The sequence below is a fragment of the Oerskovia sp. PE-21s genome, assembly GCF_056158145.1.
In genome coordinates this window covers 280,340-293,589 of sequence record NZ_JBUXJM010000004.1, presented here as the reverse complement: position 1 = coordinate 293,589, position 13,250 = coordinate 280,340, and the positions used below count along the sequence as shown (strand labels likewise).

9 protein-coding genes and 2 tRNA genes are annotated in these 13,250 nt (G+C 71.7%); 2 read left to right on the top strand and 9 right to left on the bottom strand.

The window, feature by feature from the left end; all coding sequences use genetic code 11:
* The first annotated feature begins 78 nt into the window (after window positions 1-78).
* On the top strand, window positions 79-816 hold the full coding sequence (locus ACZDYF_RS09890; protein ID WP_475056025.1) for an ABC transporter ATP-binding protein: 738 nt from the start codon (window positions 79-81) through the stop codon (window positions 814-816).
* Window positions 813-2,177, top strand: coding sequence for an FtsX-like permease family protein (locus tag ACZDYF_RS09885; protein WP_475056022.1), 1,365 nt, complete (start codon window positions 813-815; stop codon window positions 2,175-2,177). Before ACZDYF_RS09890 ends, ACZDYF_RS09885 begins: the two co-directional genes overlap by 4 nt.
* Before the next feature lie 152 nt (window positions 2,178-2,329).
* Here the strand turns inward: ACZDYF_RS09885 and ACZDYF_RS09880 are convergent.
* From ACZDYF_RS09880 to ACZDYF_RS09840, 9 genes are all read right to left on the bottom strand, one after another.
* Window positions 2,330-2,418: transfer RNA gene (locus ACZDYF_RS09880), tRNA-Ser, on the bottom strand.
* Window positions 2,419-2,574: 156 nt separating this feature from the next.
* Entirely contained in the window at window positions 2,575-5,181 is a 2,607-nt protein-coding gene (locus tag ACZDYF_RS09875) for an MMPL family transporter (RefSeq protein WP_475056020.1), read from the bottom strand.
* 40 nt (window positions 5,182-5,221) lie between these two features.
* Window positions 5,222-5,917 carry a TetR family transcriptional regulator gene (locus ACZDYF_RS09870; protein WP_475056018.1) on the bottom strand — a complete coding sequence of 232 codons (696 nt, stop codon included), beginning with the start codon at window positions 5,915-5,917 and terminating at the stop codon, window positions 5,222-5,224.
* A 68-nt stretch (window positions 5,918-5,985) separates the two neighbouring features.
* Entirely contained in the window at window positions 5,986-7,257 is a 1,272-nt protein-coding gene (locus ACZDYF_RS09865; RefSeq protein ID WP_318243675.1) for a threonine/serine exporter family protein, read from the bottom strand.
* Between the two features lie 147 nt (window positions 7,258-7,404).
* Window positions 7,405-7,489 (bottom strand) — tRNA-Ser (locus tag ACZDYF_RS09860).
* A gap of 159 nt (window positions 7,490-7,648) precedes the next feature.
* Window positions 7,649-8,290, bottom strand: a complete 642-nt coding sequence (locus tag ACZDYF_RS09855) for a GTP-binding protein (protein ID WP_475056016.1) — start codon at window positions 8,288-8,290, stop codon at window positions 7,649-7,651.
* Between the two features lie 295 nt (window positions 8,291-8,585).
* The gene (locus ACZDYF_RS09850; RefSeq protein ID WP_030151140.1) at window positions 8,586-9,002 is read right to left on the bottom strand and encodes a DUF742 domain-containing protein; all 417 of its coding nucleotides are present in this window, start codon (window positions 9,000-9,002) and stop codon (window positions 8,586-8,588) included.
* Window positions 9,003-9,012: 10 nt separating this feature from the next.
* On the bottom strand, window positions 9,013-9,462 hold the full coding sequence (locus ACZDYF_RS09845) for a roadblock/LC7 domain-containing protein (RefSeq protein ID WP_030151141.1): 450 nt from the start codon (window positions 9,460-9,462) through the stop codon (window positions 9,013-9,015).
* Between the two features lie 40 nt (window positions 9,463-9,502).
* Window positions 9,503-13,177, bottom strand: a complete 3,675-nt coding sequence (locus ACZDYF_RS09840; RefSeq protein ID WP_475056012.1) for a sensor histidine kinase — start codon at window positions 13,175-13,177, stop codon at window positions 9,503-9,505.
* Between the last annotated feature and the right edge of the window lie 73 nt (window positions 13,178-13,250).

Below are 13,250 nucleotides of genomic sequence, written 5' to 3'. Positions count from 1 at the left end.
CAGGGCATGACCCGCCGTCGGGCAGGCCCACACCGTGGCCGGACGCGGCAGGCCCCGTCCCCCGCGAAGGATGGGGGCATGACGAACCTCGGCCCTGCCCCCTCGACCGGCTCGCCTCTCGTCGCCTCCGGGCTGACGAAGGTCTACGGCACCGACCACACCGCCACGCACGCCCTCGCGGGCGTCTCCCTGACCGTCTCCCCCGGCGAGTCCGTCGCCATCATGGGCCCCTCGGGCTCGGGCAAGACGACGCTCCTGCACTGCCTGGCGGGCATCGTCAAGCCCACGTCGGGCACCGTGTCCTGGCGCGGCGAGGACCTGACGACCCTGAGCGAGGGCCGTCGCACGGCCCTGCGCCGCCAGGACTTCGGCTTCGTGTTCCAGTCGGGCCAGCTCCTGCCCGAGCTGCCCGCGGTCGAGAACGCCGCCCTGCCGCTCATGCTCGCGGGCACGCCGCGCGCCGAGGCGACGCGGGTCGCGGCGTCGTGGCTCGCGCACCTGGGCCTGGCGGGCATGGAGCAGCGCCGCCCGGGCGAGCTCTCGGGCGGGCAGGCGCAGCGTGTCGCGATCGCACGGGCCCTCGTCGGGTCCCCAGGCGTCGTGTTCGCCGACGAGCCGACGGGCGCGCTCGACCAGGGCACGGGTGCCGAGGTCCTCTCGGTCCTCACGTCCGCGGTCCAGGCGTCGGGCGCGGCGCTCGTGATCGTCACGCACGACGCGGGCGTGGCCCACTACTGCTCGCGCACGGTCACGATGCGCGACGGCCGCATCTCGGGCGAGTTCCACGCCACCCCCACGCAGGGAGCGGCCCGATGAAGGCCACCCTCGACCTGTGGTGGCTCCTGCGCCGCCGCAGCTCCGACGGCCGCGATCCCCAGGGGCTGACCAACGTGCTGGCGATCATCGCGTTCGCCGCGACGACCGCGATCCTGCTCGTCGTCGTCGGCGGCGTGGGGGCGTTCGTGGAGCGCGCGGGCGGGATCGAGGGCATGTCGGCCGGGACCGAGGCAGGGGCGGGCTCCTACGACAGCCAGTACCCGATCTTCGCGGCCATCGCGTCCCTCCTGCTGCTCATCCCGCTCGTCACGCTGGGCGGGGCCGCGGCGCGCCTCGCCGTGGCCCGTCGAGACGCCCGTCTGGCGTCGCTGCGCCTGGCCGGGGCGACGACCGGGCAGGTCGCGACCCTCACGGTGCTCGACGCGGCCGCGCAGGCCCTCGTGGGCGCCCTGGCCGGGCTCGTGGGCTACGCGGCGCTGCTGCCGCTGGTCGCACAGCTGCGCTTCCAGGGGCGGACGTTCGGCCTCGCCGAGCTGTGGGTCGGCGTCCCGGCGCTGCTTCTCGCGGTCGTGGGCGTCGTGCTCGTCGCGCTGGTCTCGGCGGCCGTCTCGCTGCGTCGGGTGGCGATCACCCCCCTGGGCGTCGCGGCCCGGGTGACCCCTCCGGGCATGAAGGCCGTGCGGCTGCTCTCGATCGCGGTCGCCTTCGTCGCGATGCTCGTCGTCACGAACGTCTCGTTCGGCGGGGCAGGGGTCACGATCGCGATCCTCACCCTCGTGCTCGTGGCCGGGTTCGCGACGCTCAACGTCGTCGGTCCGTTCGTCATCTGGGTCGTCGGGCGGATCACCGCGCGCAGCGCGAAGAGGGTGCCGACGCTCCTCGCGGGCCGTCGCATCGTCGACTCGCCCAAGACGGCGTGGCGGTCGGTCGGCGGGGTCGCCCTCGCGACCTTCATCGCCGGGATCACGAGCATCTTCGCGCTGTTCGACCCGAGCATGGGCGCCGACCCCGAAGAGGTCCAGTTCGTGGGCGACCTGGTCACGGGCGGCTTCCTGACCCTCGCGATCGCGGGCGTCCTGGCTGCTGTCTCGACGGGGGTCATGCAGGCCGGGCGCGTGATCGACCAGCGGGGCGAGTATCGCGCGCTGACCCTCGCGGGCACCGACCTCAAGACCCTCGACAAGGCGCGGTTCCGCGAGACCGTCATCCCGCTGGCAGCGAGCGTGGGCCTCGCGACCGTCGCCTCGCTCCTGTTCATGGTGCCTGTCCTCGGGCTCAACACGTTCGCGAACGTCGACGTGGTGCTGCAGTTCCTGGCGTGCGTCGCGGGGGCCTCAGCGCTCGTGCTCGCCGGGGCGGCCGCGTCACGGTTCGTGGTCCGCTCGGCCATGGCGGCCTGAGGTTCGCCACGCTCACGGCGGCCCGACGGCGGAGCTCTCGTCCCGCCGTCGGGCCGCGGCGTGCGGGACGAGCGGTGGGGGCGCCGTCTCGGCGCACTCTTCCGGGGCAACAGAAAAGGCCCCGGGCCTGACGCAGCCGGGACCTTCCTGAGCGGAGACGGAGGGATTTGAACCCTCGAACGGGTTGCCCCGTTACCACCTTAGCAGGGTGGCGCACTAGACCTGACTATGCGACGTCTCCATGCTCGGATGCTAGGCACCGAGCGTCGCAAGGCTACCTTCTCGGAGCACTGCGGAGCAAAACAGGGGTGCCGACGGGCGCGTCCCGGTGCCGCGACGGCCGCCCCAGGACTGCTGGAGCCGCCACCCTCGTGGTGAGGAGGGCGGCTCCAGGAGGTCAGCCTCGGACGCCCGCGGCGTCCTTGTCGAGGTCGCCCTCGGGAGCGGCCCCCGAGACGCCGGCGACCACGTGCGGGTGGCGCCGCTCGAGCGACGCCCCCTCCACGTCGACGTCGGGCAGGATCTTGTCGAGCCAGCGCGGCAGCCACCACGCCTTGTCCCCCGCGAGATGCATGAGTGCGGGCACGACCATCATCCGGATCACGAACGCGTCGACGAGCACGCCGAACGCGAGCGCGAAGCCGATCGGCCGGATCATCGCGCTGTGCGAGAAGATGAAGCCGCCGAACACCGCGATCATGATGATCGCCGCGGCCGTCACGACCGAGCGACCGGCCCGGACGCCCTGCACGACCGCGATGCGCGCGGGAGCACCGTGCGCGTACGCCTCACGCATGCCCGACCCGAGGAAGAGCATGTAGTCCATCGCGAGCCCGAACAGGATGCCCACCAGGATGGTCGGCAGGAAGTTCAGGATCGGGCCGGGGCTCTCGACGCCGAACACGCCGCCCAGCCAGCCCCACTGGTAGATCGCGACGACGCCGCCGAGGGCGGCGAAGTACGACAGGATGAACCCGAGCGTCGCGATGACCGGGACGAAGATCGACCGGAACACCAGCACCAGGATGATCAGCGACAGGCCGACCACGACCGCGAGGTAGACCGGCAGCGCGGACGCGAGCTTCTCCGAGATGTCGACGTTGCCGCTCGCCGAGCCGGCGACCCCGATCTCGTACGTCCCGTCGATGGGCGACATGTCGCGCAGCGTGTGCACGAGCTCCTCGGTCGACTCGCTCGTGGGGCCCTCGGCGGGCACCACCTGGAACGCCGCGACCGTACCGTCCTCGGACGTGCCGATGGGCGCGACCGCCACGACGTCGTCCTGGTCGAAGAGGGTCTGGGCGATCTCCACCTGGGCCGTCATGGAACCTGCCTCGGTCCCGGCCTCGGACGCGGGCAGGTCGGCGACCACGAGCAGCGTCCCGTTCTGGCCCTCGCCGAACTTCGCCGCGAGCGTCGAGTACGCCTGGTACTGCGTCGAGTCGTGCGGCTCGGTCGAGCCGTCCGGCAGGTTGAGCCGCAGGTCGAGCGCGGGCAGCGCCACGAGCAGCAGTGCCGCGATACCGACGACGACGCGCACGACGGCCCAGCCGGTCGACATGGGACGGACCTCGGCGGGCGCAGGGGCGACCACCTGGGCGTCCTGTGCGCCCTGGGTACCCGTCGCACCGTTCGCCGGGCCGGCGAGTCGCGCGCGCTCCTTCTTGCTGAGGATCCGCTCACCCACGAGGCCGAGCAACGCCGGCGTGAGGGTCACGGCGATGAGCACCGCGATCGCGATGCAGGCCGCACCGACCGTGCCCATGAGGCCCAGGAACGGGATGCCCGTGACGTTGAGGGCGAGCAGCGCGACGAGCACCGTGGTACCCGCGAACACGACCGCGTTGCCCGACGTCCCGTTCGCCAGCGCGATCGACTCGTGCAGGTCGTCGCCCGCCTTGAGCTGACGGCGGTGCCTGTTGACGATGAAGAGCGAGTAGTCGATCCCGACCGCCAGGCCGAGCATGAGCCCGAGCACGGGCGTCACGGAGGCCATCTCGACGACCCCGGACAGCGACAGCGCTCCGAGCGCACCGATGCCCACGCCGATCAGAGCGGTGAGGATCGGCAGACCGGCGCCGATGAGCGTGCCGAGCATGACGACGAGGACCACCGCGGCGACCAGCAGGCCCACGATCTCTCCGGCGCCGATGATGCTCGGGGCCCCCATGGTCATGTCGGCCGAGAGGTTCACGGTGAGGTCCGCGGGGGCGTCGTCGAAGATGCCGACGAGCTCGTCCTTGGTCTCCTGCGGGATCTCCATCTGCGGGTCCGTGAACGAGATCATGACGATCGCGGTCGTGCCGTCCTCGGAGACCATGCGGATCTCGGAGGCCATGTCGAGCAGCGTCGCCCCCTGCTCGAGCTGGGCGCTCTGCTCCTCGAGCTGGCTCGTACCGTCGTCGAGCGTCGTCTGCTGCGCGTCGAGCGCCGCGCGCCCCGCGTCGAGCTGGGCCTGCTGCGCGTCGAGCTGCGGCTGAGCCTGCGCGAGCATGCCCGCGGCCTCGGCCTGGGCGCGGGCGGCGTCGAGCTGGGCCTGACCGGCCTCGAGCTGCGCACGACCCGCGTCGAGCTGGGCCTGACCGGCCTCGAGCTGCGTCCGCCCGCCCTCGACCTGGGCGCGTCCGTCCTCGACCTGCTGCTGCTGCGCGGCGCGGTCCGCCTCGGTCACGAACGGGTCCATGACCGCGGTGACGCCGTCGACCTCGGAGGCCTCGGCGACCAGCCCCGCGATCTCGTCCTGCTGCGCGCTGGTGAGCGCCTCACCGTCGGCCGACTGGACGACCACGGTCCCTGTCCCGCCCGACGCGTCAGGGAAGTCGCTCTGCAGGCGGTCGGTCACCTCGGCCGTGGGAGTGCCGGGGATCGAGAAGGTCGTCGCGAGCGTGCCCGCGCCGAGCGCGAACGCCACGCCGGCCGCGACGAGGATCGCGAGCCACGCGACGATCACCGTCTTCGCGCGGCGCGCCGACCAGCGGCCGACGCGGTAGAGAAATTCAGCCATGAGAGTCCTTCGGTTGCGCGCGAGTACGCGGATGGGTGGGTCAGCGGGTGCGGCGTGACGAGGCGACCGGCTCGTGGCCGGTCCGGGTCGCGTCGAGGAGCCGTTCGAGCAGGGCTGTCCAGGCCTCGCGCGAGGTCGGGTCGTCGACCGCCCCCGTCACGTCGACCCAGCGGAGGTAGACCACGATCAGCCCGCTCATGAGCGAGCCGACGAGGAGCTCGACGTCGAACGGGTCGGCGTCGGGGTGGCTCGCGGCCAGGGCGGCCGTGAGGCGCATGCTCACGTCGGCGAAGACCTTGATGAGGGTGTAGGCACGCCGCGGCGAGGGGCCGCCCTCGTCGCCCAGCACGCGGGTCAGATAGACCAACGGAGTCACGAAGTCGGTCGAGCGCAGGGCGTCCGCGACCTCGTCGAAGAGCGTGACGTCGTGCGGGGGCCCGGCCTGCTGGTCCCGCTGGCGCTGCTGGTCCCGCCCGACCTGCTGGTCCGACGCGATCGCGTCGAGCCGGTCGAGCGCTGCGCCGACGACCTCGCTGCAGACCTCGGTCACCACGTCGTCGAGCGACGCGAAGTGGTTGAAGACCGTGCGCCGCGACACGTCGGCGCGCTCCGCGAGCTCGTCCACCGAGAACCTCGTCCCGCCCGACTCGCCGATGAGCGCCGCAGCGGCGTCGACGATGGCCCGCCGGTGGCGGGCCTTGAGCGCAGCACGACGGTCGACGACAGGCAGGGACATGTCCCTACGCTAAGTGCATCGATGCACTCGGTGCAACAAGCCTGGTCAGGCCCCCGCGCTGCGTACGTCTACCGCTCGAACGTCCAGTTCTTGTCCGTCAGCATGCGGGCGACCGCGAGGCCGATCGCGAGCGCGACGATCACCAGCCCGGCCTCGACGGTCGACGCCAGGGCGTCGAGCGTGGCACCGCTGTTGAACTCGTAGACAGCGCGGTAGGCCGTGACGCCCGGCACCATGATGACGACCGCGGGCACCGACATCGTGATGCGCGGCACCTTCATGGCCGGCGCGATGTATGCGGCGAGGACCCCGACGATGAGCGCGGTCGCCGCCGCGGCGGCCTGCGACGCGAAGCCCGCGTCGATGAGCTCGAGGCGCGCCACGTTCGCGACCATGCCGATCGACGCCGCTCCCACGGCCATCTTCCACGGGCTGTTGAACATCAGCGCGAAGCCGAGCACGCCCGCGAAGCTCGCGAGCGCGCGCAGCGCCACGAACAGCGTCTCGTCCAGGGCCGGCGGAGGGAGCCGGTCGGGCTGGAGCCCTGCGATCGCGGAGATCGCCCACACCGCGAGGGCGGCCGACGCCAGGATCATCAGGGCGTACGTCATGCGGGCGATGCCCGCGGAGAAGTCGAGCTTGGCGAGGTCGAGCGCGGCGGTCACCAGGGCGAACCCCGGGACGAGGAACAGGACCGCGGACACGTAGCCCGCCTCGTGGCCCCCCGCGACCCCCATCAGGTTCTCGAAGACGAGCACGATCAGCAGGTAGGCCGTCGCGGCGACCGTCGCTGCGAGCATCGTGGTACCGAACTGGTTGATGCCCTTGTGCAGCATGGCCCGACGCACCATCTGACCGAAGAACGCCCCGACGAACACGGCACCGCACTCGATGACCCCGCCGTTGTTGAGGAACGCGAACGCCGCACAGGCGATCGCGGCCCACAAGGCGTTGAGGAACGCCCCGTAGAGCAACGGCTTGGCGGCGATCCGTTCGAGCTCCGCGTCGACCTCCGCAGCCGTGACCTGCTCCGGCAGGTCGCCGACGTAGGCCTCGAGCTCGGACAGCCGGTCGGAGTTGATGCCGACCGCCCGGACCTCGGCGACCTCGGTGCGGAAGTTGCGGTCCCGGTAGGACGTCGCGGTGATCTCGGTGAGCGTCACGTGCGCTGCGGTGCGGTCGAGGCCCAGCGCCCGGCCCACGCGCGTCATGTGGGACTTCACGCGGTAGCTGCCGGTCCCGGCCGAGAGTGCGAGGTGGCCGACCCTCAGGACCGTCCCCGACTGCCGGACCAGCTCGCTCGGGCCCAGGCCTGGTTCGTCGGTCGCGTGTGCTGTCACCCCGACATGATCGCCCGTCCGGCGCGCGCGTGCACTCATGGGCCGGTGCGGTGAGACGGTCCGGTCCACGCTCCCCGCCTGCGGGTCAGCGTCCTGGAGAGAGGGCGAGAGGCCCCGGACCGACCCGGTCCGGGGCCTCTCGGCAGGCGGAGGGCGAGGGATTCGAACCCCCGGTTGCTTGCGCAACAACGGTTTTCAAGACCGTCACATTAGGCCGCTCTGTCAGCCCTCCTGGGATGCTCCGACGCACATTCTGGCACGTCGGGGCGCTCGGGCGCCCCTGTGCCTCCCCGAGAGGCCGCGTGCACGACGACGGCGGGTCACCCGCAGGGGTGGCCCGCCGTCGTGCGGTGGGGCGTCGCGCGACGATCTGGGATCGTCGTCGAGGATGTCAGGCAGCGCCCGAACGCAGCTGACGCATCGCGAGCTGCACGAGCGAAATCAGCGTCTGCTTGGTCGCCGCGCGCGAACGGGCGTCCGTGTACAGCATCGGGACGTGAGCCGGGATCTGCAGCGCCTCGCGCACGTCCTCGAGCTTGTGCTTGGCCACGCCGTCGAAGCAGTTCACGCCCACGACGAACGGGATGCCACGCGACTCGAAGTAGTCGATCGCGGGGAAGCACTGCTCCAGGCGGTCGGTGTCCACGAGCACCACGGCACCGATCGCGCCACGCACGAGGTCGTCCCACATGAACAGGAAGCGGTCCTGCCCCGGGGTGCCGAACAGATAGAGCCAGAGCGACCCCGGCAGCTCGATGCGACCGAAGTCCATGGCGACCGTCGTCGTCATCTTGCGGTCGCTCACACCACCCGCGTCGTCGACGCCCACCGAGTGCTCCGTCATCGCGGCCTCGGTGTTGAGCGGCTCGATGTCCGAGATGGAGCCGATGAAGGTGGTCTTGCCGACGGCGAACCCGCCCGCGACGACGATCTTCACGACCGTCGGCGCCGTGCGTGCCGCCTGCGGGGCGGGTGTCGCGGCCGGGGCGACCGGCTGCGGTGCCGTCGGGGCCGGGCTCGCCTGCTGCTGCACGGGCGGGGTCTGGTGGACCGTCGGCGCCTGTTGCGTGGCGACGGGAGCCGGAGCCTGCGGGGCCGGCGCCGGCGTGCTGCCGGGCTGACCGCCGAGGACGCTCTGGCGGACCGGAGCCGACGTCGGCGACCCTGCGGACGGGGCCGAGGCGGCCGGGGCCGGCGCTGCAGCCGCCGGGGCCGAGACGGGAGACCACGAAGGCCCCGACGCGCCGCCGGCGGCGGGTGCCGACGACCCGGGGGCGCCCGTGATCAGACCGGTGCCACCAGCAGCCTGCGGCTGGCCGACAGCACCGTCAGAGGGTGGAAATGCCATTGAGAACACTCTCCAAGATACTCAGGGACAGTCCCGAGTTGCTGCTGCCGTGGCCGGTGTGGACGTTGAGCGGGGTCGACGTGTGCACCGTGAGGTAGTTCTCCTCGGCGAGGTCGGCGACCAGGATGCGGGTGACGCCCAGGGGCATCCGCAGGAGTGCCGAGAGCTCGGCGATCGACACGTAGTTGTGCGCGGCGTGCTGGAGGATCGCACGCTTCTCAGGAGGCAGGCCGTAGCTGTTCACAGCACCCGGCATCACCTCGACCAGCGCCTCGAGCGGGAGGTCCGAGGTGGCCGAACGGACACGTCCGCCGGTCACCGCGTACGGACGGACCGTCGCGGCCTCGTACGAGTCCGAGCTGTGCGCTCCCAAGCTGCCAAAAGGTGCGTTCGTCATCGACCTGTCCTCATCCCACCGGGGCTCGGGTTGCTCCGTCAACGGGCAGGCTACCGCGCATCTCCGAGATGAGCTGAGGCGTCAACGTCGCCTCGGTGCGGGAGACGAGGAGGGCCATCTCGTAGCCGATCAGGCCGATGTCGCACGTGGACTCGGCGACGACCCCGAGCACGGACCCGTTCGAGACGTTCATGAGGAAGAGGAAGCCGTTGTCCATCTCGACGATCGACTGGCGGACGTTGCCCCCGTTGAGCTGGCGGGCCGCACCGCGGGTCAGGCTCGACATCCCGGACACGATCGCCGCGAGCTGGTCTCCGCTCGTGCGGTCGAGCTGGTCGGACATCGCCATGAGCAGGCCGTCGGCCGACACCACCAGCGTGTGCCGGCTTCCCGGGACGGTCCGCACGAAGTTGTCGAGCAACCACCCGAAATTGGTTGCTTCGGTGCTGAGCGCGTTCACACTTCCTCCTTGTCAGTTGCCACAGACGGCGAGCTGTACGTCACCGCGACTGCGGCGCTGAGTCGGGGACATCATTGCCGTGCGAGGCACGTTCCGTCGAACTTGTCTCGTCGTCGGCCTCGACCCGTCCCCGTGCGGTCGCCGACTGGAAGGCTGCGAGTCGTGCCCGCAGCTGCTCCGGGTCGCGATCGATCTTTGCCGTGAACCGGTCGACGTACTCCTCGCGGTTCACGGTCCGGGCTCGACGCGTCAGGCCCGAGCTCGTCACGTCCGAGCGCTCCTGGGGGCTGTACGTCCCCGCGGACTCGGCGTACGCCTTGCCCTGGACCTCCGGGCCGTTGCGCAGCAGCGTCGACATCTCCTCGTAGAGGACCGCGGAGGCGATCCAGTCCGAGCGAGCCTCGACGGAGTCCGACACGTAGCCGGCCTCGAGAGGCTCGATGGGCTCCGGTGCCGGGCGACGCACGAGCGGCGTCGAACCTGCCGGGGCGCCAGAAGACTCACCTGCCGGCGACGCCGGGGCCTGCGCACGCGGCGGGGCGAACGCAGTCGGCGCAGCGGGCTGCTGGTACGCGACCGGCGCCTGCTGCGGCGACGGAGCGGGCGGCTGGTAGGCGGACGGCTGCTGCACCGGTGCGGCCTGCGTGAGCGGCGCAGCACCGGCCGGCTGCGACGCGAGCGCCGCGGCCGACGGGGTCACGACGGGCATGGCCCCTGTGCGCGGGCGACGGTTGAAGATGCCGCGCTTGCGTGCCTGGCTCTCCCGCAGCGACCTGCGCGTCGGCAGGTCGGCCATGAGGTCCTCGAACTTGGGGAGCGCCTCGAAGGACAGCTCCTCGGGGATCTCCTCCCGCGCCGGGGGCGCAGGCTGCTGGGCAGCGGGCTGCTGCTGGGGCGCGGGCTGCTGCGGAGCGACCTGGAAGGCGGCCGGGGCCTCGTAGTGCTGCTCCTGGAGCGGCTGGGGCGCGACCTGCTGCTGGTCCTGGTACTGCTGGACCGGCTGCCCGACCGGGGGTCGGTACGTCTCGACGTGCGCGACCGGCGCCTCGTCCTGCGTGGGCTGCGCGGTCGGGGCCGAGCGCTGCGGGAGCGCGACCGCCGGGGCCTGCGCGGCCTGCGGCTCGCTCACGTCGGACACAGCGGCCGCAGGGTCCTCCGTGACCGTCGCGGAAGCCTCGCTCGGTGCGAGCGGCTCGATCGCGAACTGCGGGGCCCAGGTGCCGTCGTCGGGCACGAAGTCCGGGACGGAGATGTCGGTCGCCGACACGTCCGGTGCGGCGTCGAGCTCGACGGCCTGCTGCTCGGACGTCGTGGGGTCGACCGCGCCGAGGGCGCGGAAGCTCGAGAACATGGCCGAGCGCGTGCTCACGTCGAGCACGGGGATCTCGGCGGACTGCGGCTGCAGGGGCGGCATGACGCCGGTGGTCTCCGCAGGGCTCGCGGCGCGGGCCCTGCTCGGGAGCGAGGAACCCGACGAGGCCACGCCCTCGGGTGGGGACCAGGCCTCGGGCGAGGCCGGCAGGTCGAGCGGGAGCGACGGCGTCGCGAGCGGCGGCAGCACGATCGAGCCGGTCTGCGGGCCGGGGACGAACGAGGCGCTCGGCGCGGACCCGGCAGGGTCCATGCCGCGCGAGCGGCGCCGAGGCATGCCCGTCGAGGTCGCGCCGTCGGTCAGGGCCGCGAGGTCGACCGGGATCGCGACGGGCGCGTCCTGGTCGATCTGCGGGGTCGCGGTCGTGGCCGGGCCCGAGTAGACGGGGGCTGACGGCTGCGCGGGAGGGGCGGAGAGCTGGTTCGCGGCGACCTGCGTGCGGTTGTCCAGCGGGTCGGTCGGCATCGGCAGCGGGACGTTCGAGTCCGGCACGAAGAGGACGTTGGGGAAGCTGACCGTGACGAGGGTGCCCGCACCCTCGGGGGCGCGCTCGAACGTGACCCTCGCGCCGAGGCGGTCGGAGATGCGCCCGACCACGTACAGGCCCAGTCGCTGCGACCCCACGACGTCCGAGGCGGCGTGCGCGTTGACCTTGCGGTTCGCCTCGGTGATCTCCTCGGGCGTCATGCCCAGGCCGTGGTCGCGGATGATGATCTTGACGAACCGCTCGTCGCGCGCGGTGCTGACCTCGACCGGCGTGTGCGGCTCGGAGAACATCGTCGCGTTCTCGAGGAGCTCTGCGATGAGGTGCGCCGCGTTGAGCGCGTTGTGCCCCAGCATCAGCGGGTCGACGACGAGGTTCAGCCGGACGCGGTCGTACAGCTCGATCTCGGACGACGCCGTACGGATGACGTCGGAGGCAGGCATGGGCTGACGGACGCGACGGCCCGAGTCGATGCCCGCGAGCACGAGGAGCGACTCGGCGTTGCGGCGCATACGGGTCGCGAGGTGGTCGAGGCGGAAGAGGTTCGACAGCGTGTTCGCGTCTTCCTCGGAGCGCTCGAGGTCGTCGAGGAACGCCAGCTGGCGGTTGAGCAGCACCTGGTCGCGACGAGCCACGTTGACGAACATCTCGGCGATCGACCCACGCAGCGCCGCCTGCTCGCGGGCCACCTGGATCGTCGTGGAGTTCACGTCGTTGAACGCGTTCGCGAGCTGACCGACCTCGTCGCTCGACTCGACCGTGATGGGCTGGATGTTGATGCCCGGGCCCTGGCCCGGCACCGAGACCTGCTCGACCATGCGCGGGAGCTGGTCCCGGACGTCCTGGGCCGCGCTCGTGAGTCGACGCAGCGGGTTCACGATCTGGCGGGCGATGGCACCGGCCACGAGGATGCTGGCGGCGAACGCGACGAGGGTCACGAGGATGGTCAGCACGGCTCGGGTCACGGCCGCGGCCGCGATGTCCGACGCCGTCTCGCCGGCCTCCTTGCGGACCTCGTCACGGACCGGGGTGATGTTCGCGAGGTCGTTGGTCGAGGCGGTGGCCCAGTCCTCCTTGTTCGTCACACCCTTGGCGCCGTTGGCCGCGAGCGAGTTTCGCAGGTTGACGTAGGAGCCGAGCGGGGAGGGGATCGCGAGCCCGGTGCGCAGCTCGCGCACCGCCTTGCGGGCGGCCGCCGCCTTCGTCTCGCCCTCGCTGACGAGTCGGGCGGCACGCTGGGAGTCGTCGTCGATGTTCGGGACGGCGTTGGCGATGTCCTGGAAGAGGAACGAGACGACCGGGAGCTCGAGCGCGACCTGGCTCATGAGCACGTTCGACGCGACGTACGCGTCGAGGACCTGGGCCAGGCCACGGTCCTGCGCGGTGTCGGCCAGCACGCGGGGGACGTCGAGCGCGTCGTCGATCAGCGTGTTGTAGGACGACGTGAAGCCGAGCTCCTGGATCGTCTGGTTGTCGATCTTCTTGCGGAGCGCGTCCAGCTCGGCGCGGTCCTTGACGGTCGCGTCGACGGCCCGGGTCACGCGGGGGTCCAGCATGGACATGGTGACGTCGCCGTACATCCGGTCACGTCGGTCGAGCGCCTTGTCGGTCTCGGCGCGCGCCTCCTCGACCAGCGCGTCGGCGTTCTCGACCCCCCGGGCCCGCTGGATCTCTGCGGCGCGCTCGGCGGCGACGGCCTTGCCGGCGACGTCCTGGGAGGCGAAGGCCTCCACCAGGGCGACGGTCTGGTTGGCCACGCGCGCCTCGTTGATCGCCTGAACCGAGAAGACCGTTGCGGCCAGGAACAGGACGAAGACAGGCAGCGCGAGTGCCGCAAGGATCTTCCCGCGAACGCTCAACCTGCGGAGCATACGAACCTCTCTCCATACCCTGTGACCAGCGGATCGTCGTGAGGTCCGGTCGGCTGCGACC